Genomic DNA, 21,399 nt, shown 5'->3' with positions numbered 1-21,399 from the left:
CCCGTCGTGGGTGCGGAACCGCCGGTCATGGCGGGCGAGGTCGCCGGAAGTGTGTCCGAGCGGGATCTGCTGAGCGCGGTCTTCGAAGGCCGTGCGCACCTTGCGGATTCCGTCGAGAAGCACATGAGCAAGCCGTTCCCGCTCATCGGTTCCGGCGAGCCGGTCTCGGCTGCCACGAAGGCGCTCGGAGACACCGACGCACTCATGGTCGTCGACGACGGCAAGCCGGTCGGTGTCATCACGCGCCACGATCTCCTGGGTTTCCTGAGTTCGGATTCCTGAGTTCGGATTCCTGCGCCGGCACCGGCGCCATTAGGCTGGGGACCATGAGTGAGCAACGCAGCAAGGCCGACAACATCAGCTGGCAGGGTTTCTCCACGAAAGCGGTGCATGCGGGTTACGAACCCGATCCGCTGACCGGTGCGGTCAACGTACCGATCTACGCGAGTTCCACCTTCGCCCAGGACGGCGTCGGTGGAATGCGCAGTGGCTTCGAGTACGCGCGAACGGGTAACCCCACCCGTCGCCCACTCGAGGCGAACCTCGCAGCGCTCGAATCCGGAACCTACGGCCGAGCGTTCAGTTCGGGAATGGCGGCCACCGACTGCCTGCTCCGTTCGGTACTTCGACCAGGCGATCACCTGGTCATCCCCGACGACGCGTACGGCGGAACCTTCCGTCTCATCGACAAGGTCTTCACGCAGTGGGGGATCGAGTACACCCCGGCTCCGGTGTCCGACGTCGATGCGGTGCGCGCGGCGATGAAGTCCAACACCAAGCTGGTCTGGGTCGAGACGCCCACGAACCCGCTGCTCAATATCGGTGACATCGAGCTCCTTGCCGAGGTCGCCCACGAGGGCAACGCAAAGATCGTGGTGGACAACACCTTCGCGTCGCCGTACCTGCAGCAGCCGCTGCAGCTCGGTGCCGACATCGCGCTGCACTCCACGACCAAGTACATCGGCGGACACTCCGACGTGGTCGGTGGCGCTCTCGTCTGCAACGACGAAGAACTGGACACCGCGTTTGCCTTCCTGCAGAACGGATCCGGCGGCGTTCCCGGCCCGTTCGACGCGTTCCTGACATTGCGCGGAATCAAGACACTGGCGCTGCGCATGGAGCGTCACAGCGACAACGCGGAGAAGGTCGTCGAATTGCTCGACGGTCACCCCGCGGTTGCCAGCGTCATCTATCCGGGACTGGCTTCGCATCCGTCGCACAAGGTCGCGGCCAAGCAGATGCGACGCTTCGGCGGCATGATCTCCGTCCGCCTCAAGGGCGGCAAGGCGGCGGCTCTCGACCTGTGCTCGCGCACCGAGATCTTCACGCTGGCAGAATCTCTCGGCGGAGTCGAATCCCTCATCGAATTCCCCGGTGCGATGACCCACGCCTCGACGGCCGGTTCCGCTCTCGAGGTTCCCGACGATCTGGTTCGCCTGTCGGTCGGCATCGAAGACGCCTCCGATCTGGTCGGCGACATCGAGCAAGCGCTGTCCTGATCTTCGCTCTACAGTAATTCGACTTCGAATCTGCAGTGCGCCTTCACACCTCACGAGGGTGTGGAGGCGCACTTTCTGGAGGCATGCGTGAATCTCGAACAGATAAAGGCTGCACAGCAACTGCTCGCCCCGGTCATGCGACGCACCCCGGTCGTAGCCTCGCGAGTGTTGTCCGAAACCACCGGCTTCGCCGTGAGCTTGAAATGTGAAAATCTGCAGCGCACCGGCTCTTTCAAACCGCGCGGTGCGTACAACCGCATTGCCAATCTTTCCGCAGAGGAACGGGCAGCGGGCGTGGTGGCGGCCAGTGCCGGTAACCATGCGCAGGGAGTTGCCTGGTCTGCAACAGAATTGGGAATCAAGTCGACCGTCTTCATGCCGACGGGTGCGCCGCTGCCGAAGTTGGTGGCCACCAAGGCATATGGAGCTCAGGTCCACCTGCACGGTTCGACTGTCGACGAAGCGCTCGTGGCCGCTCGCGAATTCGCGGACCGCACCGGAGCAGTTCTGGTCCACCCGTTCGACCACGAGGACGTCGTGGCGGGGCAGGGGACTGTGGGGCTCGAAATCCTCGAGCAACTGCCTGAGGTCGGCACGATCCTCGTTCCCACCGGCGGCGGCGGTTTGATCGCCGGAGTGGCCGCAGCAGTCAAAGCTGTACGCCCGCAGGTCCGCATCGTCGGAGTGCAGGCCGAGACCGCGGCTGCCTGGCCGGCGTCGTTGGCAGCCGGGAAGCCGACCGCCTTGGCGTCGATGTCCACGATGGCAGACGGTATCGCCGTTGGCTGCCCGGGCGAGGTTCCGTTCGCCGAAGTTGCCGCCCATGTCGACGCCGTGGTGACGGTCAGCGAGGAAGCGCTGTCCAAAGCGCTCCTGCTGTGCCTCGAACGCGCCAAGCTCATCGTCGAACCGGCCGGCGTCGCGGCCGTCGCGGCCTTGATGACCTGTACTCCGGAGGAGCTGGGACTGACAGGGCCGGTGTGCGCCGTGCTTTCCGGCGGCAACATCGATCCGCTACTTCTCACGCACGTCATCTCGCACGGTCTGCGAGCGGCCGGACGGTTCCTCGGTGTTCACATCACCATCGACGATCGGCCGGGCGCACTGGTCTCGTTGCTGGAAGTGGTTCGAGCGAACGGCGCCAGCGTGGTCGATGTCATCCATTCCCGTACCGGTGGCGAACTTGCACTCGACGAAGTGGAAGTCTTCCTCACCGTCGAGACGCGTGGTCCGGACAACAAGGCGGAACTTCTGACGGCCTTCGACCGCGCCGGTTACGCAGTACGACTGCAGAACTGAGGCGAGTTACTCGTCAGGCCAGCCGCCCAGAACCGTCACGCGATACTCCTGGTCGACCAGCCTGGCGGGTACGTCGAGTTGATGTAGCCAGTCGATGGCCGAACCGCCCATGCCGACCGCAACCCGACTGAATGCGGCGGCCTGGGCGCAGGAAGATGCAATCACCGACACCGTGCGCCACATCGGCGTCGCCGTCGATTCGCGGTGCAGTGGCTTGACGGTGCTGGCCGTGGCGATCCCGCAGTCGGAAGGAAGTGCTACCTGGCAGGTCGGGTCGCCGGGCAGGTCTTGCACCTGAATCTGCCAGCCGTCTTCCGGCGCCGGGCCGGCAACCGCGATGTCCCCGCCGAGGCCGACCAGCACGCCACACCCGAGAAGAGTCGCAGTGGACGCGGCACAGTGGTCCGCTGAACTGGCGCGGGCCGTCGCGGACAGATCGAGAACGACGTCGTCCGGGCTGTACACGCGGTTGTTCTCGACGCGAATCTTCCACCAGGAGTGAGGGTCTGCCGACCCGGCCGTCGGCGTGAGTTTGCCGTCGGTCAGTCGTGCGACAGCCAACGCGTCTTCGAGGAAGTGCGCGAACATCGGGGTCACGGCGACGCCGTCGACGTTGCTCGCGGCGCTGACATAGGTACGAATCTCGGAGTCGGCACGATCTCGATTGGTGGCGGCGTCGGCAGCGGTGAGGTACCCGCGAACCAGGCTGGCCGCGGAGGGAAGGACTTCAGGGTCGGTGACGACGACCCGGGCCTGAACCCCCCACGTGAGCCACTCGGAGGCCGAGCGCGGAGTACTCACGAACCGTTGGAGACGGCGTCCGGGGTTCCGAATCCGGCGACCACGACGGGCCGCTTCGCTACGGGATTCTTGGTGTGAGAAGCCGACGTGTCCGGCGCGAGTGCCGTGGCAGTGGGAGAAGAAACGAGTGAAAGTCCGCCGCTTGCGAGTGCTCCCGCCACAGCCGTGGCTGCGAGGGCGAGGCGAACGGGTCGATACACCGTAGTGCGTCCCCGGGCGGGTCGTGGCCGATCGTCGCTCATGGACTCAGCTTGCACGCCGAACCTGAGAAAAGCCTTGGCGTCTGTAGTCATTTGCGTAACGCCCGCCGAGATAAATGAGACATTGGTTACAGGAGTCGCGAGACTGAGCCGTGTCGAATGCATGTTCGAAAGAGTAGATGTTCGCACCGACAAGTTTCGGGTACGACCACGTACATGGATTTTCAGAGGTTTATCGGAGGTTCGGATGGCAGTCGGTGTCCTGGCGATCGCTGTGTCGATCGGCACCGCACTGGGCGTGATGAGTGGAACTCTCGGAGCGCCCGCACAAGTCGAGAAGAACGAGTCTTCGAATGCTGCAGTCTCACTTGCAGCCTGGAACGGACCGGCACGAACTCAGGACACACCTGAGGGAATCGTGCCTTCCGTACCCTCCAACTTTCCGGGAGCGACATTGGCGCCCGTGGGAGCGGTGGCAGTGTTCGCGCCGTGGATCAAAAAGGCCGGTGCTCTGTGCTCGGAGATCACGCCCGCGGTGATCGCCTCGCTGTACTCGGTCGAGAACGGATTCAAGTACGGACCCGATACCGACATCTCACCGGAAGGTGGGCGCGGGCCTGGCCGCTTCACCACCGCAGCGTGGACGGCATACGGCAAGGACGGTGACGGCGACGGAAAGATGGACATCCTGGGCGTTGCCGATCCGGTGATGACAACCGGATACCGGTTGTGCGATCTCGTGAAGCAAGCGCAGTCCTGGCAGAAGTCCGGTGAGGTCGAGGGCGATACCGTCGACCTCGCGCTCGCTGCCTACGACGTCGGGCCGGACGCAGTTCGCGAAGCGGGCGGCGTTCCGGCAGACAAGTCGGGCGAGGTTCCTGCGGAGCAGGCGGTCGCCGCTCCGTTTGTCGCCCAGATCAAATCGCTGCAGGACTCGTTCGCCCTGATGCTTGCGCCCTTCGACTACAACAACCTCGCCGCAGCGGTGGGCGGCGTCGTCGAGGCCGGTCTGAAGTTTCTCGGATTGCCGTACGTGTGGGGTGGCGGAAACATCAACGGGCCGTCGATGGGCGGGTTCGACTGCTCGGGGCTGACGTCGTACGCGATCCACGCGGCCACCGGGGTGACTCTGCCCCGGACCTCGGAGACGCAGTGGGGTGTCGGCGTCGAGATCCCGCTGGATCAGGCGCAGCCCGGTGACCTGTTGTTCGGCAACTGGCAGGCAGGCGGCCCCGGCCACGTGGCGATCTACGTCGGCAACGGTCAGATGCTTCACGCACCCACGTTCGGCGACGTGGTGAAGGTCGGCCCGATCTTCGCAGGCATGAAGGCTCGCCGCGTGGTGTGAGTGGGCAGGAAACTGCGAGCGCCGACAGAGCAAGAAGCGCCACCCGACCGAGTCGGGTGGCGCTTCTTTTCAGAGCTGGTACAGCCGATCAGCTGTGGTAAGGCTCCGCGCTCAGCAGCGTGACCTTCATGGTGCTGCCGTTGGGCAGGTTGTACTCACGCGTGTCGCCGACCTTGGCTTCGAGCAGCGCGCCGCCCAGCGGTGAGTTCGGCGAGTAGACCTCGAGCTTGGCGTCACGTGCGCCTTCTTCGCGGGTAGCGATCAGGAACGTCTCGGTGTCACTCTCGTCGCCGTCGTAGTAGACCTTGACTACGGATCCGGGCAGTGCGACACCGGACTGAGTGGGGGCCTCGCCGACCTTTGCGCTGTTCAGCAGCTCCTGGAGCTGGCGAATGCGGGCTTCCTGCTGACCCTGCTCTTCGCGGGCAGCGTGGTAGCCGCCGTTCTCTTTCAGGTCGCCCTCTTCGCGACGCTCGTTGATCTCGGCGGCGATGACCGGGCGATTGGCGATGAGCTGGTCGAGTTCGTTCTTGAGCCTGTCATGTGATTCCTGGGTAAGCCAGGTCACCTGGGTCTCGGTCATCTCGATCACTCCCTAGTAGTCGGAGCCGGGGGCTCCCTCGACGATCGCTGCAACAGCAGCGAACAACGACGCAGAAGCACCACCAGGGATGCAACCTTGCCGTCAAACCTTGCGTCAATGCAGCAATACACGGTTCCACCCGGAACCGTGTATCGGGCAATTCTATCACGCATGACTACCCGCCCTGTCCGGCGTCAAACGTCCGGCAGGGTGGGTGCGTCCCGAGGTCAGATCTTGGTCAGGTACTCCGGAACGTCGAAGCTGCAGCCGTAGACGTCGGCCATGCCTGGCGGCTGGGACGTCTTGACCTCGGTGTTGAACTCGAGGGTCTGATGTTCCGACGACGGGACGTAGACCTCACGTCGACCGGTTTCGGAGCCGTCCTTCGAGCGTGCGCGCACGATGCACATCGCTTCACGCGACGAGTCGTCGCGTGTGACGGTGAAACGGATCTTCACCGTGGAGTCGTTGGCGATGTCGAACGAGATGGTCTCGGTCTCGATTTCCTTGACCGCAAATTTTCCGTACGCGTAGTACGCGATTCCGCCGCCTACGACGATGACGAGAGCGGTCAGAGCCCACACCATCCACTTGCGGGGACTGCCCGTGCGAGTTGTGCTCGGGTACCGATCTTGGGGAAGCGGTTTGCTCATCACTCTGCTCTCGAAGACTCGAGTTCGCGTGTCGTGCAGCAACTGACTGTGTCCCGCCGGATTACCGAAGGGGTCACGGCTGCGCCAGGAACTCTCGGGTGGAACTATAGAGGACGTATCCCGTCGCGCCGTCGGTAGGTTTGTCGGCAGTCGGTACGTTTGACGGCAACGGCCCGGAGTAATCCGAGCGGTGCACAGCGTGTGATTCGAAGACTGCCGGTGACGGCTACAGGTGAACTGCCGGTGACGGCTACAGGTGAACTGCCGGCAACGGCTACAGGTGAAGTTGAGGTGAACGAACACGTGAGCGGATTCCGGCTCATAGCCGTCCATGCCCATCCCGACGACGAGTCGAGCAAGGGTGCGGCCACCACCGCCCGTTATGCAGCCGAAGGCCACGAAGTGATGGTCCTGACGCTCACCGGGGGTGAGCGTGGCGACATTCTCAACCCGGCCATGGACGTTCCCGGTGTCCGCGATCGAATCAGCGAAGTTCGCCAGGAGGAGATGGCCGAGGCCGCTCGCATCCTGGGCGTGAAGCAGCGCTGGCTCGGTTTCGTCGATTCCGGGCTTCCCGAGGGCGACCCTCTTCCGCCGCTGCCCGAAGGGTGCTTCGCCCTCGTTCCGCTCGAAGAGTCGACGCGCGCTCTGGTGAAGGTGATTCGCGAGTTCCGTCCCCACGTCGTCACGACGTACGACGAGAACGGCGGATACCCGCACCCGGATCACATCCGGTGCCACGAGGTGACGATGGCAGCCTACGAAGCCGCCGCCGATCCCGAGTACTTCCCCGAGGACGGTCAGCCGTGGGAAATCAAGAAGGTCTACTACTCGCACGGATTCATCCGTAAGCGCCTCGAACTCTTCCAGGAGGAGTACGAGCGTCGCGGTGAGCCGTTCCCGATGGCGGACTGGCTCAAGAAGTGGAAGACCGAACGCGGCGACATGATGGTCCGGGTGACCACTCAGGTCACGTGCGGCGACTACTTTCCCCAGCGTGACGATGCTCTGCGCGCACACGCGACGCAGATCGATCCCAACGGTTCGTTCTTCGCTGTGCCGCTCGACATTCAGCAGAAGATCTGGCCCACCGAGGAATTCGAGCTCGCCAAGACGCGGGTCACCACGTCCATTCCGGAAACCGACCTGTTCGCAGGTCTCGAAGAGGACGCTCAGAAGTGAATGCTCTGTCCGCCGAGGTAGTTCTCGGCACCACACAATTTCTTGCTCAGACGCCCAGTAACCCATCCGGCCCGGAGTTCGGAAAGTCCTCTCCGGTCGGTCTGCTGGTGATTCTTGCGCTGCTCATCGGTGTGATCCTCCTGGTTCGGTCGATGAACCGCCAGCTCAAGAAGCTGCCGGAGACGTTCGAACCGGATCATCCCGAACTCGATCAGCAGGCAGACGAAGGCACCGACCGGGGAGCTATCACTGCTCCGAGCCCGGCGGAACCCAACGTCTCTACCGAGAAGAAGCCCAAGCAAGAATCCTGAGACGAACGAGGTAGCGGCGATGGACCCACGGATGCGGAACAACCTGGGTGGGTCCTCGAGCCCTTACCTGCGTCAGCACGCCGACAATCCGGTCCACTGGCAACAGTGGGGCGAAGAAGCGATGGAGTGGGCGCGCGAGCGCAACGTGCCGATTCTCCTCTCGATCGGATACTCGGCGTGCCACTGGTGCCACGTCATGGCGCACGAGTCGTTCGAGAACGACGAGATCGCGGCCGTCATGAACGCGAACTTCGTCTGTGTGAAGGTGGACCGAGAAGAACGTCCCGACATCGACGCCGTCTACATGAATGCGACGGTTGCGATGACCGGCCAGGGCGGCTGGCCCATGACCTGTTTCCTGACTCCCGACGGTTCACCGTTCTACTGCGGCACGTACTACCCGCCGACGCCTCGCGGCGGAATGCCCTCGTTCACACAGCTTCTCGAAGCGATAGTCGACACCTTCACGAATCGGCGCGACGAGGTCGACAACGCGGCACAGTCGATCGTCACGGAACTTCAGCGCGCGTCGGGCGGGATTCCGTACGGGGGAGCACCCATCGACGCCGAGCTGCTGAACGCGGCGGGTCGGTCGATCCTCGGCGACGAGGACGTCCCGCGCGGGGGATTCGGTGGGGCACCGAAGTTTCCACCGTCGGCACTACTGGAGGGGCTGCTCCGACAGTACGAGCGAACGGGTTCGGGCGAGATCCTCGGCGGCATCGAGCGCACCGCCGAAGCAATGGCACGTGGCGGGATCTACGACCAGTTGGGTGGCGGTTTCTCGCGGTACTCGGTCGATGCCGAGTGGGTGGTTCCGCACTTCGAGAAGATGCTCTACGACAATGCGCTGCTCCTGCGGTTCTACGCGCACTGGGCGCGGCGAACCGGATCGGACCTCGCCACTCGCGTCACCGAGGAGACCGCAAGGTTCCTGCTCTCCGATCTGCTGACCGAGAACGGTTGCTTCGCTTCGGCTCTCGATGCCGACACCGACGGCGTCGAAGGCCTCACGTACGTATGGACGCCGACGCAGCTGGTCGAGATTCTCGGCGCGGAGGACGGGCAGTGGGCGTCGGAGTTGTTCCGGGTCACCGATACCGGAACCTTCGAAGAGGGTGCGTCGGTACTGCAGTTGCTCCGTGACCCCGATGACTGGTCGCGCTGGCAGACGGTCTCCGACGCTCTACGCGCCGTCCGGGCTCAGCGTCCACAGCCCGGCCGCGACGACAAGGTGGTGACGGCCTGGAACGGGCTGACCGTCACGGCCTTGACGGAAGCCGGACTTGCCCTGGACCGACCCGACTGGATCACCGCGGCGGCCGAGTGCGCAGGCGCTCTTCTCGACCTGCACCTGGTGGACGGTCACTTGCGTCGCGCTTCCCTCGGCGGGGCTGTCGGCGCCCCGACGGGCGTGCTCGAGGATTACGCAATGTTGGCCACCGGCCTCTTGGCTCTCTACCAGGCAACGGGATTGGCGCGGTGGCTCGATGCGGCGCAGCAGTTGCTCGACGTCACTGTCGACCACTTCGCTGATCCGGCCGAGCCGGGAAGCTGGTTCGACACGGCCGATTTCGCGGAGTCGCTCGTGACTCGGCCCCGAGACCCGTTGGACGGCGCGACGCCGTCCGGTGCGTCGAGCGTCGCGGAGGCTCTGTTGACCGCAGCGGCGTTGACCGATGCCGAGCGCTCTTCTCGTTACGCCCAGGCCGCGGCGGACGCGCTGGCGAGGGCCACGTTGCCGCTCGAGCGTGCGCCTCGCTCGGCGGGACATTGGCTCGCTGTGGCGGAAGCGTCGTCGCGTGGTCCGATACAGGTGGCCGTCGTCGGGGAAGGTTCGCTGTTGGCCGATGCCCGTCGGCTTGCGCCGGGTGGTTCAGTGGTTGTCGGGGGAGCCCCGGATTCTTCACCGCTGCTTGCGGATCGACCACTTGTCGACGGTGGTGAAGCCGCGTACATCTGTCGGGGATTCGTGTGTGATCGGCCGGTGACGACGGTGGTTGAACTGGCGAGTCAGTTGAACACGACGAGCCATACCGCGATGTAGTGGCAGATCGCCGCGACGACCGTCGCGGCGTGGAAGAACTCGTGGTGACCGAAGGTCGTGGGCCACGGGTTGGGCCATTTCGTCGCGTACAAAATCGCACCGACGCTGTAGAAGATTCCGCCGACGAGCAGCAGCACCATCGGCGCCACACCGACCTGGTGCGTCAGTTCACCGACGACAGGGACGATCGCCCAGCCGAGGAGCAGGTAGAGCGGAACCCCCACCCATTTGGGGGCGGTGGGCCAAAGCATCTTGAGAGCAACGCCGGCCAGCGCGCCTGCCCACACGATCGCGAGAATGATCTTGCCGCTGTGAGTCGGGAGGCCGAGCATGGCGAACGGCGTGTAACTGCCGGCGATGAAGAGAAAGATCATCGAATGGTCCGCACGCTTCATCCACGTACGGCCCTTGACGGTCTGCCACTGGATGCGGTGATACGTCGCGCTGATGCCGAAGAGGCCGCAGATCGTGATGCTGTAGATCGCGGTTGCCCAGGCCGCTTTGGCGCCTACCTGAGCGCCGGCGACGGAGACGAGAACGATGCCCGCGACGACGGAGACACCGAGCGCCCACAGATGGATCCAACCGCGCATGCGTGGTTTGACCGGAAGCTCGTCGAGCCCGAATGCCGTCATGTGCAACCCCTCTCGTTCCGTACTGTTGCGAACCGCGTAACCTACGGTACCGTAGGTTACGCATCAGTAGCATAACCTACCTGCGGGTTTTCGACGCGTACAAAAAGCGTGACGGCGCTCGCATGTGGCTGTCACTGCCGGGCGTAGTCTTTGACACCATGGTGATGTCACGGTGAATCTGCGCGGACTGCTGTACAGCATCTACGAGCGACGACTCCTCAGTCATCTCGACGGTCTCGCGCACCCACGGCACGTAGCCGTGATGTGTGACGGAAATCGGCGATGGGCTCGCGAGAACGGCTTCACCGATGTCAGTCACGGGCACCGCATGGGCGCGCTCAAAATTGCCGAATTGCTCGAGTGGTGCGACGCCGCCGGAATCGAGATGGCAACCATCTACCTGCTCTCGACCGAGAACCTGCGCCGCGAGCCGGAAGAGCTCGACACCCTCCTCGAAATCATCACCGACGTCGTCGAAGAGATCTCCGGGCCCGGCAAGAACTGGAGTGTGCAGATCGTCGGTGCTCTCGATCTTCTGCCTCCCGAGCAGTCCAGGCGCTTGCGGGAAGCGGCGGCGGGGACGAGCGGCCGAACCGGGACACATGTCAACGTCGCGATCGGATACGGCGGGCGTCAGGAGATCGCCGACGCCGTCCAATCGCTCCTGCGCGACAAGATCGGTGCGGGCCTGAGCGGAGACGAACTGATCCAGGCCGTCACGGTCGACGGCATCGACGGGCATCTGTACACGTCGGGACAGCCCGATCCGGATCTGGTGATCCGCACCTCCGGCGAGCAGCGGCTCTCCGGATTCCTGTTGTGGCAGAGCGCCTATTCGGAGATCTGGTTCACCGAGGCGTACTGGCCCGAGTTCCGTCGAGTCGACTTTCTTCGAGCCTTGCGCGATTACGCGGCGCGCCACCGCCGGTTCGGCGCCTGAGCCGTCTCAGAGCTTGCGCAGCCGCAGCCGGTTGATCGTGTGGTCGGCGTCCTTGCGCAGCACCAGGGTTGCGCGGGGACGGGTGGGGAGAATGTTCTCCACCAGGTTCGGGTGATTGATCGAGTTCCAGATCTCCTTCGCCGCGATGGTCGCGTCACGGTCGGAGAGGCCGGAGTAGTGGTGAAAGTGAGCGTTCGGATCGGCGAACGACGTGTTGCGTAGCGCGAGGAACCGCTGGATGTACCAGGCTTCGATGTCCTCGATGCGGGCGTCGACGTAGATCGAGAAGTCGAACAGATCGGAGACCATCAGACGCGGGCCGGTCTGCAGGACGTTGAGGCCCTCGATGATGAGGATGTCGGGCTGGCGGATCAGGTGGTACTGGCCCGGGATGATGTCGTACGACGTGTGCGAATAGACCGGCGCCGCTACCTCTTCCGCCCCGGACTTGACTTCGGTGACGAAGCGCAACAGCTTGCGGCGATCGTAGCTTTCGGGAAAACCCTTGCGGTGCATGATGCCCCGACGCTGGAGTTCCCTGGTCGGATAGAGGAATCCGTCCGTGGTGACGAGGTCGACGCGCGGATGGTGATCCCAGCGGGCCAGGAGAGCTTGCAGCACACGAGCAGTCGTGGATTTTCCGACCGCGACCGAACCGGCGACACCGATGACGAAGGGCACCTGACGATCGGGATGCTTCTCGCCGAGGAAGGTCGCGGTGGCCGCGAACAGTCGTTGGCGTGCCGCCACCTGCAGGTGGATCAGACGTGCGAGGGGGAGATAAACCTCGGCAACTTCTTCGAGATCGATCTGCTCGCCGAGACCACGCAGGCCGTACAACTCGTCCTCGGTCAACACCAGTGGCGTCGACTTACGCAGTGTCCGCCACTGCTTGCGGTCGAACTCGACGTAGGGACTCGATTCGTTGGTGCGCGCCATCAGCCCAGCTCACCGGCACGTAGTGAACCCGGGGCCCGGCGGACGAAACAGCTATGCGAGCAAGCCAGGCGCGTGTGCGCACGATCCGAGTGCATAGTCGGATTGTGCTCGGTGCCACGTCCGGGACTTTCGCCGGGTGGCATTCCGGAGCGAGCGACTAGGCTCGGTGGTTATGGATCCAGACACACTTGTTCGCCAATACCTGCTGCTCGGACTGGGTTTCGACCGTCTCGAAGACGGGTTCGTCGACGCGTTCACCGGTGACCCGGTGCTGCGTAAGCAGATCGAGAGCGCCCCGAAGCCCGATCCGCGTGAACTTGCCCGCACGGCACGTGAATTGCGGGGCGAGTTGGCCGGAAGTGGTCTGAATGCCGAACGCTCCCACTTCGTCGACGTACACCTTCGCGCTCTGGAATGCTCCGGGCGCAAGTTCGCGGGTGAGGACATCGGCTTCGTGGACGAGGTCGAGGCGTACTTCGACGTCCGAATCGAGAAGGGAAACGAGGACGCCTACAGCGACGCTCACCGGTTGATGGGTGAAGTTCTGCCCGGTCCGGGACCGTTGGCCGAGCGGGTGCAGGCGCATCGCAAGGCCGACGAGATCCCCGCGGCGAAACTGAACGAGTGCGTCGAGGCAATGTCGAGTGCGCTGCGCGATCTGGTCCGCGGCACGTTCGGGCTTCCCGCGTCGGAAACCGTCGAATACGAAGTGGTGGGGGACAAGCCGTGGTCCGGCTTCAACTACTACCTCGGTGACTACCGCTCCAAGGTTGCGATCAATTCGGATCTGCCGCAGTTCATGGCCAACCTACCGCGGCTGATCGCGCACGAGTCCTACCCCGGCCATCACACCGAGCATTGCCGTAAGGAAGCCGGTCTGGTCGGTTCGGGCCAGCTCGAGCAGACACTGTTCCTGGTCAACACGCCGCAGTGCATCATGGCCGAAGGCCTCGCGGATTTGGCGCTGGAAGCGATTGTCGGCCCGGACTGGGGTTTGTGGGCGCAGGACATCTACGCCGACCTCGGCTTGTCTTTCGACGGGGAAAAGGCGCAACGGCTCTCCGCCGCGTCGGGGCAACTGCTGAGTGTCCGGCAGGATGCGGCGCTGATGTTGCACGACGAGGGGCGCAGCCTCGACGACGTGGCGCTGTTCCTCGAACGGTGGTCGCTGTCGACGCCGGAACGCGCTCGCCAATCGCTCAAGTTCCTGTCTTCGCCGCTGTGGCGGGCATACACCAGCACGTATGTCGAGGGATACCGGCTGCTCGGGGGCTGGCTGGACGAGGTGCCGGTGGGCGCGGAGCGCACCGAACGCTTCCGCAGGCTGCTCGACGAGCCGCTGGTCCCCAGCTCTCTGCGTGCTGCCTAGTGCCGGGTGGAGACGGCGGGAGCGAACTTCGTAGACTGGACGCATTCGTTTCCGCATCCAGCTTGGAGATTCCTCGATGACCGCTGTGCCCGGCTCCGACGTCAACTCTGCATCACTCGCCGAACTCGACCCCGAAGTCGCCGAGGCGATGGCTGGTGAATTGGCTCGTCAGCGCGACACGCTCGAGATGATCGCGTCGGAGAACTTCGTTCCCCGCTCGGTTCTGCAGGCTCAGGGCAGCGTCCTGACCAACAAGTACGCCGAGGGCTACCCGGGACGTCGTTACTACGGCGGTTGCGAGCACGTCGACGTCATCGAGGATCTGGCGCGCAACCGTGCGAAGGAACTCTTCGGTGCAGAGTTCGCGAACGTTCAGCCGCACTCGGGCGCACAGGCCAACGCTGCTGTTCTGATGGCACTGATGAACCCGGGTGAGAAGCTGCTCGGCCTCGACCTTGCACACGGCGGTCACCTCACGCACGGCATGAAGCTCAACTTCTCCGGTAAGTTGTACGACGTCGCGTCCTACGGCGTCAGCAAGGAAGATCACCGCATCGACATGGACGAGGTGCGCTCGATCGCCCTCGCCGAGAAGCCGAAGGTCATCGTTGCCGGCTGGTCCGCGTACCCGCGTCAGCAGGACTTCGCGGCGTTCCGCGCGATCGCCGACGAGGTCGGGGCGTACCTGTGGGTGGACATGGCTCACTTCGCCGGACTGGTTGCGGCAGGCCTGCACCCGTCGCCCGTCCCGTACGCAGACGTCGTCTCCTCGACCGTCCACAAGACCCTCGGTGGTCCGCGTTCGGGCCTGATCCTGGCGAAGAAAGAGTGGGCCAAGAAGCTCAACTCCGCTGTCTTCCCCGGTCAGCAGGGTGGACCGCTCATGCACGCCATCGCGGCCAAGGCAGTCACCTTCAAGATCGCTGCCGGTGAAGAGTTCAAGGATCGTCAGGCACGCACCCTTTCCGGTGCGCGCATCCTTGCCGAGCGTCTGGGCAACAAGGACGTCGCAGACCAGGGCATCAGCGTCCTGACCGGCGGCACTGACGTCCACCTCGTGCTCGTGGACCTGCGTAACTCGCAGCTCGACGGCCAGCAGGGTGAGGACCTTCTGCACGAAATCGGCATCACGGTCAACCGCAACGCTGTTCCGTTCGATCCCCGCCCGCCGATGACCACCTCCGGTCTGCGTATCGGTACCGCAGCGTTGGCCACTCGCGGATTCGGCGATGCCGAGTTCACCGAGGTCGCCGACATCATCGGTACCGCTCTGGCCGGCAACGCGGATCTGCCGGCGCTGCGTGCGCGCGTCGCCAAGCTCGCTCTCGACCTTCCGCTGTACGACGGTCTCGAGAACTGGGGCCTGCTCAGCAAGAACGTCTAGGAATTCCTTCACCGACGGCCCGGTCCCTTTCGAGGGGCCGGGCCGCTGGTTTTTTGCCAGTCGCGGATTGTGGCATCGGTCACATGACCGATGGTGGCCGAGTTCGGTGCTTCCTAGCCTGAGAGCATCACCCCTCCGGCGAAGGAAACCCCATGACCGAACAGAATCTGCATTGGCTCTCCGCTACCGAGATGGCGGCGTCGGTCGCGTCGAACAGTCTCTCGCCCAACGAGATTGCCGAAGCGATGATCCAGCGCGTCGACGCCGTCAATCCGTCGATCAACGCGATAGTCCAGTTCGATCGCGAGCAGGTGACGCGCGATGCGGCCGAACTCTCACGGCAACAGGAAGCAGGCGAGAAACTCGGCCCGCTGCACGGCGTTCCGTTCACGATCAAAGATCTGACGGCAGTCGACGGGCTGCCGACCACGTTCGGGATGAAGCCGATGGCCGACAACATCGCGACGGGAAATGCCGTCGTCGTGGACAGGCTGCGAGGCGCCGGCGGACTGTTCCTGGGAAAGACGAACACTCCCGAAAGTGGTTACTACGGTGGCACGGACAACCACCTGTACGGGCCGACGCACAACCCGTGGAAGCTCGGCAACAGCGCGGGCGGGTCCAGTGGCGGTGCGTCGGCTGCCGTGGCTGCAGGCCTCGGGCCACTCGCCGAGGGCAGTGACGGCGCGGGATCGGTGCGTATCCCGTCGGCGCTCTGCGGGGTCGTCGGGTTGAAGCCGACCACCGGCGTCATCCCGCAGACCATCCTGGCCGGGCGCTTCTACAACTGGGCGTATCACGGTCCGATCACCCGGACTGTTGCCGACAACGCGCTGATGCTCGACATCATGGCCGGGCCGGACAATGCGGACCCGCTCTCGATCGAGCGTGCCGAGACCTCGTACGTCGAAGCCTCGAAGGGCGACGTGAAGGGCCTTCGCGTGGCGTGGTCGACGAATCTCGGTCTCGGCCATGTTGATCCGGAGGTGCTGGCGGTGTGTCTCGACGCGTTGTCGGCATTCGAGGAATTGGGTGCCCGGATCACCGAGGCGACCCCGCAGTGGGGAAATCCGTCGGAGTCGATGTGGAACGGCATCTGGGTTCCCGGTTTCGCTTCCGAATACGACTTGCTCGACTGGGAGAACCAGCGCGGCGAGGTCGACGACAACCTGATCGAGATCATGCACGAGGCCGAGCGGCTCACCGGTGTCGACGTCGGGCGGGCCGACGCATTCCGCGGCGTCATGTGGGACACGTGGACCGCGTTCATGAACGACTACGACGTGTTGGTCTCGCCGACCCTGGCTTCGGCCACGTTCCCGCTCAGTCAGTTCGCGCCGTCGTGGCTCGAAGGTGCGTCGCTGCGTGAGCAGTTGCTCGATTGGCTCTTCACCTACCCGTACAACATGCTCAACAATCCGGCGATCACCGTGCCCGCCGGATTCACCGCCGACGGTCGACCGGTGGGGCTGCAGATCGCCGCACGTCACCGCCAGGACGCAATGGTTCTGCGGACTGCCGCGAACTTCGAAGCGGCACGTCCGTGGGCGGACAAGAAGCCGGCCGATTCACTGGTCGTGGCCTAGCTCACACGATTGGCTAGATTGGTGTGATGACGTCTGTACTGCCTGATCGCGGCGCTGGACCTGACATGTTCGCGCCGCGATCGCCGGCGGCCGGGGCGTACGGCATTCTCGGCCTGTGCGCCGAAGAACTCCGCGCACGTGGACTCGCGTACTCGGCTGCGGCGGTCACGTACCGAGACCCGTCGACCGGAAGGCATCGGGCTCTGGCGAGTTCCGGATACGACGCCAGGGTGCTCGAGTTCCTGCTCGAGGACTTCGTCGCCGATCGCAATCTCTTCGGCATCATTCGCGAGGCGTCGGGCGTGCCCGTGTTCTGGCAGGACGTGCCACGATTCGAGCAGGTCGAGATGGTCACCGATGTTCTGCGGCCGTCCGGGTACGCCGAGGGTGCGTCGGTCGCATTGGGGTTCTCCGGCCGTGAGGTGACCGGATTGCTGCACATGAGCTTCGCGGATTCCGGCGTCGTCGATCGCGTACGGGAGGTGGTGGCGGCGTCCAGCGCAGCCTGCTCGCGCGTGGTGGGGGACCAGGTGGCGCTCGATCGTGTCCATCTGAGCCCACGCGAGATCCAAGTACTGCAATTGGCGGCCAGGGGCGCGGGCAATGTCGAGATCGCCGAGGAGTTGTTCGTCAGCCGTCGCACCGTCGCCACCCACCTCGAGAACATCTTCGTCAAGACCGGAACCAATTCGCGGGTTCAGGCAGCGGTGCGCGCCGCCAAGTGGGGTCTGATCGAGTCATGAGTGACGCCGAATCACACGAGTGGCATTTTGTTACCTGGCGTTCACCAGATGTGCGGCTCGTTCCGTGGCGCGAGTGTCCGATCCGCAGTACCGTCGGCAGTAACGAGTAACCAGAAGTTACTTGTGCGGGAGGTTCTGATCGTGACTGAAACACTCAGTACGAGAGGGCCGGCGCCCGGCCCTTGTTTCAGCTGACACAGCGTCACCTGACACCAGAGCCGTCCGGCCCAGCGAGCTGAGTTTGCGCGGGTGCCGCGCAGACCTAGGAGCCCAACGTGACTGCATCACGCTCCGTCTCTGCCCACTCGGCCCGGGCTGATCTATCAGCCGGGAATCATTCGGGAGATGCACTTCGCACGTACGTCTTGGATACCTCGGTACTACTGTCCGATCCATGGGCTGTCACTCGATTCGCCGAACACCACGTGGTACTCCCACTGGTCGTGATCAGTGAACTCGAAGGCAAACGGCACCACCACGAACTGGGATGGTTCGCCCGAGAATCGCTCCGCATGCTCGACGATCTACGGATCGAATACAGCCGCCTCGACCGTCCGGTGCCGATCGGCACCGAGAACGGGACGCTGCAGGTCGAACTCAATCACACCGACCCTGCGGTCTTGCCAGTCGGATTCCGCACGGACAGTAACGATTCGAGGATTCTGGCGTGTGCGCTGAACCTTGCGGCGGAGGGCAAGGACGTAGTCCTCGTCAGCAAGGACATTCCGCTTCGCGTGAAGGCGGGCGCGGTGGGACTTCCTGCCGACGAGTACCACGCTCACGACGTCGTGCCCTCCGGATGGACGGGTATGACCGAGCTGGACGTCGCCTCGACGGACATCGACGAGCTGTTCAACGAGGGTTTCCTGGACCTCGACGAAGCGCGAGATCTGCCGTGTCACACGGGTCTTCGCCTGCTCGGTGGTTCGTCGAGCGCCCTCGGTCGGGTGACTCCCGACAAGCGCATCCAGTTGGTGCGCGGTGAGCGCGAGGCGTTCGGGTTGCACGGCCGCTCCGCCGAGCAGCGCATTGCGCTCGATCTCCTCATGGACGAGAGCATCGGCATCATCTCTCTCGGTGGTAAGGCGGGCACCGGTAAATCGGCCTTGGCTCTGACGGCAGGTTTGGAAGCCGTTCTCGAGCGGCGCACTCAGCGCAAGGTTGTCGTCTTCCGTCCGTTGTATGCCGTTGGCGGACAAGAACTCGGCTACCTTCCCGGTAGTGAGAGCGAGAAGATGGGCCCGTGGGCTCAGGCCGTTTTCGACACTCTCGACGGGTTGGCCTCGCCAGAGGTTCTCGAGGAGGTTCTCGCCCGCGGAATGCTGGAAGTGTTGCCGCTGACGCATATTCGCGGTCGGTCGCTGCACGATTCGTTCGTGATCGTCGACGAAGCGCAGTCGCTCGAACGAAATGTTCTGCTGACAGTGCTTTCTCGTCTGGGAACCGGCTCGCGAGTGGTCCTCACGCACGACGTCGCGCAGCGTGACAACTTGCGAGTGGGCAGGCACGACGGAGTTGCGGCCGTCATCGAGAAGCTCAAGGGGCACCCGCTTTTTGCGCACATCACACTCACGCGCAGTGAGCGTTCGCCGATCGCCGAGTTGGTGACCGACATGCTCGAGGAGTTCGGCCCCACTTCCTGAGAAGTGATCTCCCCGTGCGGACTTCGGTCTGCACGGGGAGATGCCTGGGTTTGAAGTTGTTCAGTTTTGCAGCGGTCCCAGTTCGTTGTCGAGAACTTCCTGCACCACACGCATCGCCGCCAGTCCGGCCGGAGCGCCGCAATACGCGCTCGCGTGGATCACGGTTTCGACGATCTCGGTGCGCGTCAAGCCGTTTCGCAATGCCCCACGTACGTGGCCTTTGAGTTCGTTCTCGGCGCGCAGCGCGATCAGCATCCCCAGATTGATCAGACTGCGACTGCGGCGATCGAGTCCGGGACGCGTCCATACCGAACCCCAGACGTTGGCCGTCACGAAGTTCTGCAGTTCTTCGCTGTCCGTTCCCCGGGTGCGCTCGAAGGCGGCGTCGACGAAATCGGCCCCCATGACTTCGGTGCGCACAGCCAATCCGGCGTCGAAGGAGTCAGGCGTGGTGTTTTCGGACATGGCAGGTTCGCTCGCTTTCGGCAGGTGATTTCAGGCCGGAGCAAGCCTACTTCGTGTCCCGGTCCCGACGACTGCGCGGCCGACCGCGGTCACCACGCCCCACGCGACGTCTCGCAGACTGAAGTAGTCCCGCCAGACGCAGACCTTGCCGTCGCGCAGTTCGAAAGTTCCGCATACCCAGAACTCGATGCGCAGCGGTCCGACGGTGAGGATGTCGGTGCGTTCGGTGAGCACCGTGGACTCGTCGCCGACGATGTGGTGCATCTCCGCCTCGAATTTCAGTGAAGGCTTGGTGACCAGACGTAGCGCTCGCACGACGGTCTTCTTGCCTCGCAGGGTGGGGAGCGAGACGTTCTGCCAGACGATGTCGTCTGTCATCAATTCGGCTGCGGCGTCCACGTCGAAATCGGTGAGGGCCGCGAACATTGTGTTCACCGTGGCTGTCGAACTACTCATGGGGTGTCCTTGGCTGATTATTCGGCCGGTGTTGCCCGGATGAAGGTACCGAGATGATCGTGATCGAAGTACTCCAAGGTTAGCGAGTTTCCGTCGAAGGTGGCCTTCGAGACCGTCCCGGCCGGTGCGTTCTCGCCGCTGAGCGGGAACGTGAAGGTGTTTCCGTCCCAGTGGGTCAGTGGGTACGTCACGGCCGCGGGACCCATGGTCAAGGTCAGCGCACCGTTCTGCTGCGTCACGAGCGCGGGACCCCAGTACGGGTTGCCGTAGTCGCCGGTCAACTGGTCTGTCGGTGGGGCAGGAGCCGGGGAGGCCGGCGGCGTCTTTCCGGCAAGTTCGCCCTCCGGGTCGGCTTGTGAGGCAAAGGACGCTTCGTACAGCGGGCGCCACTCGCGGGTGATCTTCCCGAACTGCACCAGATCGGCGAACTCGGCGGTCAAGGTCTCCGCGACGCCGGTGGGCGTGCCGTTGGTCAGAACGACGATGCCGACGTCAGCGGAGGGTATCGTCACGAAATTCGTCCCGGCTCCGACCAGGAAGGCGCCGGAGTGGCTGGCGGTGACACGGCCTGCGGCGCTGTCGGAAACGTTGAACCCGTACCCGTAGAAGCCGGAGCGTTCCCCGATTTCCTGCGCGTGGCGCGAGACGATCTCCGGGTTGACTGCGGGCACGAGCGCATCCGTCTGGACGACCTGTTGACCCTGATACCGGCCCCCGGCAAGCACCATGTCCAACCATTTGGCCATGTCGTTCGCCGAGGAGCTGACTCCACCGGCGGGGGATTGGGCGTCGGCGTCCCGAACCGGCCCTGCCTTGTACTTTCCGTCTTCGAGGATGTGGCCGACTGTTCGATTGTCTCTGGCCTGGTAATCGGCGAACCGCGAAGACGTCGATGTCATCCCGAGCGGACCGTAGATCGTGTTCTGCGACAGCGTCTCCCAATCGGTGCCTGCCGCAGCTGCGACGGCCTCCGCGCCGGCAGTGACGCCGAAGTTCGTGTACTCGTAAGTGATTCGGAACGGATTGAGCGGTAGTTGGCGAAGTTTTTCGAGCACCTGGGCCCGGTCGTAGCCCAGGTCTTCGAGTCCGTCACCGGCGTGGTCCGGTAGTCCCGACCGATGGGTGTAGAGATCGGAGATCGTGAGATGATCCGTCACCCACGGATCGGCAAGTGCAAACCCCGGCAGTTTCGAGATCACCGGGGTGTCCCAGTCGACGGTCCCGATCCCGACTTCGTGGGCGACCACAGTGGCCCCCACAGATTTCGACACCGATGCCAGCTGGAACACGGTGTCGGCATCGACGGTGGCGCTCTT

Annotated in this window: 22 protein-coding genes; 13 read left to right on the top strand and 9 right to left on the bottom strand. The window is 64.0% G+C overall.

What is annotated here, in order from left to right; genetic code table 11:
- The 3 genes from ACYP01_RS29805 to ilvA all read left to right on the top strand — a co-directional run.
- Positions 1-282 (top strand): CBS domain-containing protein (locus tag ACYP01_RS29805; protein ID WP_459683644.1); only part of this gene is annotated, 282 nt, incomplete at its 5' end.
- A gap of 44 nt (positions 283-326) precedes the next feature.
- Complete coding sequence (locus tag ACYP01_RS29800) at positions 327-1,499, top strand: cystathionine gamma-synthase (RefSeq protein ID WP_007728802.1); 1,173 nt, start codon at positions 327-329, stop codon at positions 1,497-1,499.
- A 135-nt stretch (positions 1,500-1,634) separates the two neighbouring features.
- Positions 1,635-2,798, top strand: coding sequence for a threonine ammonia-lyase (gene ilvA / locus ACYP01_RS29795; RefSeq protein WP_223304414.1), 1,164 nt, complete (start codon positions 1,635-1,637; stop codon positions 2,796-2,798).
- A gap of 6 nt (positions 2,799-2,804) precedes the next feature.
- Here ilvA and ACYP01_RS29790 read toward each other — a convergent pair whose 3' ends face one another.
- A complete protein-coding gene (locus ACYP01_RS29790) occupies positions 2,805-3,599 on the bottom strand; it encodes an FAD:protein FMN transferase (RefSeq protein ID WP_003943281.1) in 795 nt (264 codons plus the stop codon).
- Complete coding sequence (locus ACYP01_RS29785; protein ID WP_153211881.1) at positions 3,596-3,841, bottom strand: hypothetical protein; 246 nt, start codon at positions 3,839-3,841, stop codon at positions 3,596-3,598. The genes ACYP01_RS29790 and ACYP01_RS29785 overlap by 4 nt, the downstream gene beginning before the upstream one ends.
- 205 nt (positions 3,842-4,046) lie before the next feature.
- On the opposite strand from ACYP01_RS29785, the gene ACYP01_RS29780 reads away from it, so the two are divergent.
- Positions 4,047-5,147 (top strand): C40 family peptidase, encoded by a 1,101-nt coding sequence (locus ACYP01_RS29780; RefSeq protein WP_003943296.1) that lies wholly within the window; start codon positions 4,047-4,049, stop codon positions 5,145-5,147.
- Positions 5,148-5,235: 88 nt separating this feature from the next.
- Here ACYP01_RS29780 and greA read toward each other — a convergent pair whose 3' ends face one another.
- Entirely contained in the window at positions 5,236-5,730 is a 495-nt protein-coding gene (greA, locus tag ACYP01_RS29775) for a transcription elongation factor GreA (protein ID WP_007726385.1), read from the bottom strand.
- A 227-nt stretch (positions 5,731-5,957) separates the two neighbouring features.
- On the bottom strand, positions 5,958-6,383 hold the full coding sequence (locus tag ACYP01_RS29770) for a DUF4307 domain-containing protein (protein ID WP_459683639.1): 426 nt from the start codon (positions 6,381-6,383) through the stop codon (positions 5,958-5,960).
- 303 nt (positions 6,384-6,686) lie between these two features.
- Here ACYP01_RS29770 and mca point away from each other — a divergent pair, with 303 nt between their 5' ends.
- Genes mca through ACYP01_RS29755 form a run of 3 tightly spaced genes read left to right on the top strand, consistent with a single transcriptional unit; the run spans position 6,687 to position 9,923 of the window.
- On the top strand, positions 6,687-7,565 hold the full coding sequence (gene mca / locus ACYP01_RS29765) for a mycothiol conjugate amidase Mca (protein ID WP_459683773.1): 879 nt from the start codon (positions 6,687-6,689) through the stop codon (positions 7,563-7,565).
- Positions 7,562-7,876 (top strand): hypothetical protein, encoded by a 315-nt coding sequence (locus ACYP01_RS29760; RefSeq protein ID WP_007726381.1) that lies wholly within the window; start codon positions 7,562-7,564, stop codon positions 7,874-7,876. The genes mca and ACYP01_RS29760 overlap by 4 nt, the downstream gene beginning before the upstream one ends.
- A 19-nt stretch (positions 7,877-7,895) precedes the next feature.
- Positions 7,896-9,923, top strand: coding sequence for a thioredoxin domain-containing protein (locus ACYP01_RS29755; protein ID WP_459683636.1), 2,028 nt, complete (start codon positions 7,896-7,898; stop codon positions 9,921-9,923).
- Here ACYP01_RS29755 and trhA read toward each other — a convergent pair.
- A complete protein-coding gene (gene trhA / locus ACYP01_RS29750) occupies positions 9,890-10,558 on the bottom strand; it encodes a PAQR family membrane homeostasis protein TrhA (RefSeq protein ID WP_387392460.1) in 669 nt (222 codons plus the stop codon). The genes ACYP01_RS29755 and trhA overlap by 34 nt on opposite strands.
- A 172-nt stretch (positions 10,559-10,730) precedes the next feature.
- Here trhA and ACYP01_RS29745 point away from each other — a divergent pair, with 172 nt between their 5' ends.
- A complete protein-coding gene (locus ACYP01_RS29745) occupies positions 10,731-11,498 on the top strand; it encodes an isoprenyl transferase (RefSeq protein ID WP_003945211.1) in 768 nt (255 codons plus the stop codon).
- 6 nt (positions 11,499-11,504) lie between these two features.
- Here ACYP01_RS29745 and coaA read toward each other — a convergent pair whose 3' ends face one another.
- On the bottom strand, positions 11,505-12,437 hold the full coding sequence (coaA, locus tag ACYP01_RS29740; RefSeq protein WP_003945270.1) for a type I pantothenate kinase: 933 nt from the start codon (positions 12,435-12,437) through the stop codon (positions 11,505-11,507).
- Positions 12,438-12,609: 172 nt separating this feature from the next.
- Here coaA and ACYP01_RS29735 point away from each other — a divergent pair, with 172 nt between their 5' ends.
- The 5 genes from ACYP01_RS29735 to ACYP01_RS29715 all read left to right on the top strand — a co-directional run bounded on the left by ACYP01_RS29735 (position 12,610) and on the right by ACYP01_RS29715 (position 19,162).
- Positions 12,610-13,806 carry a DUF885 domain-containing protein gene (locus tag ACYP01_RS29735; protein WP_099698616.1) on the top strand — a complete coding sequence of 399 codons (1,197 nt, stop codon included), beginning with the start codon at positions 12,610-12,612 and terminating at the stop codon, positions 13,804-13,806.
- 76 nt (positions 13,807-13,882) lie between these two features.
- Positions 13,883-15,190, top strand: a complete 1,308-nt coding sequence (gene glyA / locus ACYP01_RS29730; protein WP_003945195.1) for a serine hydroxymethyltransferase — start codon at positions 13,883-13,885, stop codon at positions 15,188-15,190.
- Between the two features lie 152 nt (positions 15,191-15,342).
- Positions 15,343-16,776: an amidase gene (locus tag ACYP01_RS29725; protein ID WP_459683631.1), complete on the top strand. Its 1,434-nt coding sequence runs from the start codon at positions 15,343-15,345 to the stop codon at positions 16,774-16,776.
- Positions 16,777-16,802: 26 nt separating this feature from the next.
- Positions 16,803-17,519 carry a helix-turn-helix transcriptional regulator gene (locus ACYP01_RS29720; protein WP_459683629.1) on the top strand — a complete coding sequence of 239 codons (717 nt, stop codon included), beginning with the start codon at positions 16,803-16,805 and terminating at the stop codon, positions 17,517-17,519.
- A gap of 275 nt (positions 17,520-17,794) precedes the next feature.
- The gene (locus tag ACYP01_RS29715) at positions 17,795-19,162 is read left to right on the top strand and encodes a PhoH family protein (RefSeq protein ID WP_003945274.1); all 1,368 of its coding nucleotides are present in this window, start codon (positions 17,795-17,797) and stop codon (positions 19,160-19,162) included.
- 60 nt (positions 19,163-19,222) lie between these two features.
- Here the strand turns inward: ACYP01_RS29715 and ACYP01_RS29710 are convergent, their stop codons facing one another.
- The 3 genes from ACYP01_RS29710 to ACYP01_RS29700 form a co-directional block, all read right to left on the bottom strand.
- The gene (locus ACYP01_RS29710) at positions 19,223-19,627 is read right to left on the bottom strand and encodes a carboxymuconolactone decarboxylase family protein (RefSeq protein WP_003945227.1); all 405 of its coding nucleotides are present in this window, start codon (positions 19,625-19,627) and stop codon (positions 19,223-19,225) included.
- Between the two features lie 30 nt (positions 19,628-19,657).
- Positions 19,658-20,083 carry a limonene-1,2-epoxide hydrolase family protein gene (locus ACYP01_RS29705; RefSeq protein ID WP_459683624.1) on the bottom strand — a complete coding sequence of 142 codons (426 nt, stop codon included), beginning with the start codon at positions 20,081-20,083 and terminating at the stop codon, positions 19,658-19,660.
- 17 nt (positions 20,084-20,100) lie between these two features.
- Positions 20,101-21,399, bottom strand: a 1,299-nt coding sequence (locus ACYP01_RS29700) for a serine hydrolase (protein WP_459683622.1), incomplete at its 5' end; no start/stop codon positions are given.

The organism is Rhodococcus sp. no. 34, assembly GCF_054589475.1.
This window is presented reverse-complemented; position numbering and strand designations above follow the sequence as displayed.

Coding starts and splice junctions, on each gene's coding strand:
- ACYP01_RS29800 (WP_007728802.1), top strand. CDS start 327: ATGAGTGAGCAACGCAGCAAGGCCGACAACATCAGCTGGCAGGGTTTC.
- ilvA (WP_223304414.1), top strand. CDS start 1,635: ATGCGACGCACCCCGGTCGTAGCCTCGCGAGTGTTGTCCGAAACCACC.
- ACYP01_RS29785 (WP_153211881.1), bottom strand. CDS start 3,841: ATGAGCGACGATCGGCCACGACCCGCCCGGGGACGCACTACGGTGTAT.
- ACYP01_RS29780 (WP_003943296.1), top strand. CDS start 4,047: ATGGCAGTCGGTGTCCTGGCGATCGCTGTGTCGATCGGCACCGCACTG.
- greA (WP_007726385.1), bottom strand. CDS start 5,730: ATGACCGAGACCCAGGTGACCTGGCTTACCCAGGAATCACATGACAGG.
- ACYP01_RS29770 (WP_459683639.1), bottom strand. CDS start 6,383: ATGAGCAAACCGCTTCCCCAAGATCGGTACCCGAGCACAACTCGCACG.
- ACYP01_RS29755 (WP_459683636.1), top strand. CDS start 7,896: ATGGACCCACGGATGCGGAACAACCTGGGTGGGTCCTCGAGCCCTTAC.
- trhA (WP_387392460.1), bottom strand. CDS start 10,558: ATGACGGCATTCGGGCTCGACGAGCTTCCGGTCAAACCACGCATGCGC.
- coaA (WP_003945270.1), bottom strand. CDS start 12,437: ATGGCGCGCACCAACGAATCGAGTCCCTACGTCGAGTTCGACCGCAAG.
- ACYP01_RS29735 (WP_099698616.1), top strand. CDS start 12,610: ATGGATCCAGACACACTTGTTCGCCAATACCTGCTGCTCGGACTGGGT.
- glyA (WP_003945195.1), top strand. CDS start 13,883: ATGACCGCTGTGCCCGGCTCCGACGTCAACTCTGCATCACTCGCCGAA.
- ACYP01_RS29725 (WP_459683631.1), top strand. CDS start 15,343: ATGACCGAACAGAATCTGCATTGGCTCTCCGCTACCGAGATGGCGGCG.
- ACYP01_RS29720 (WP_459683629.1), top strand. CDS start 16,803: ATGACGTCTGTACTGCCTGATCGCGGCGCTGGACCTGACATGTTCGCG.
- ACYP01_RS29710 (WP_003945227.1), bottom strand. CDS start 19,627: ATGTCCGAAAACACCACGCCTGACTCCTTCGACGCCGGATTGGCTGTG.
- ACYP01_RS29705 (WP_459683624.1), bottom strand. CDS start 20,083: ATGAGTAGTTCGACAGCCACGGTGAACACAATGTTCGCGGCCCTCACC.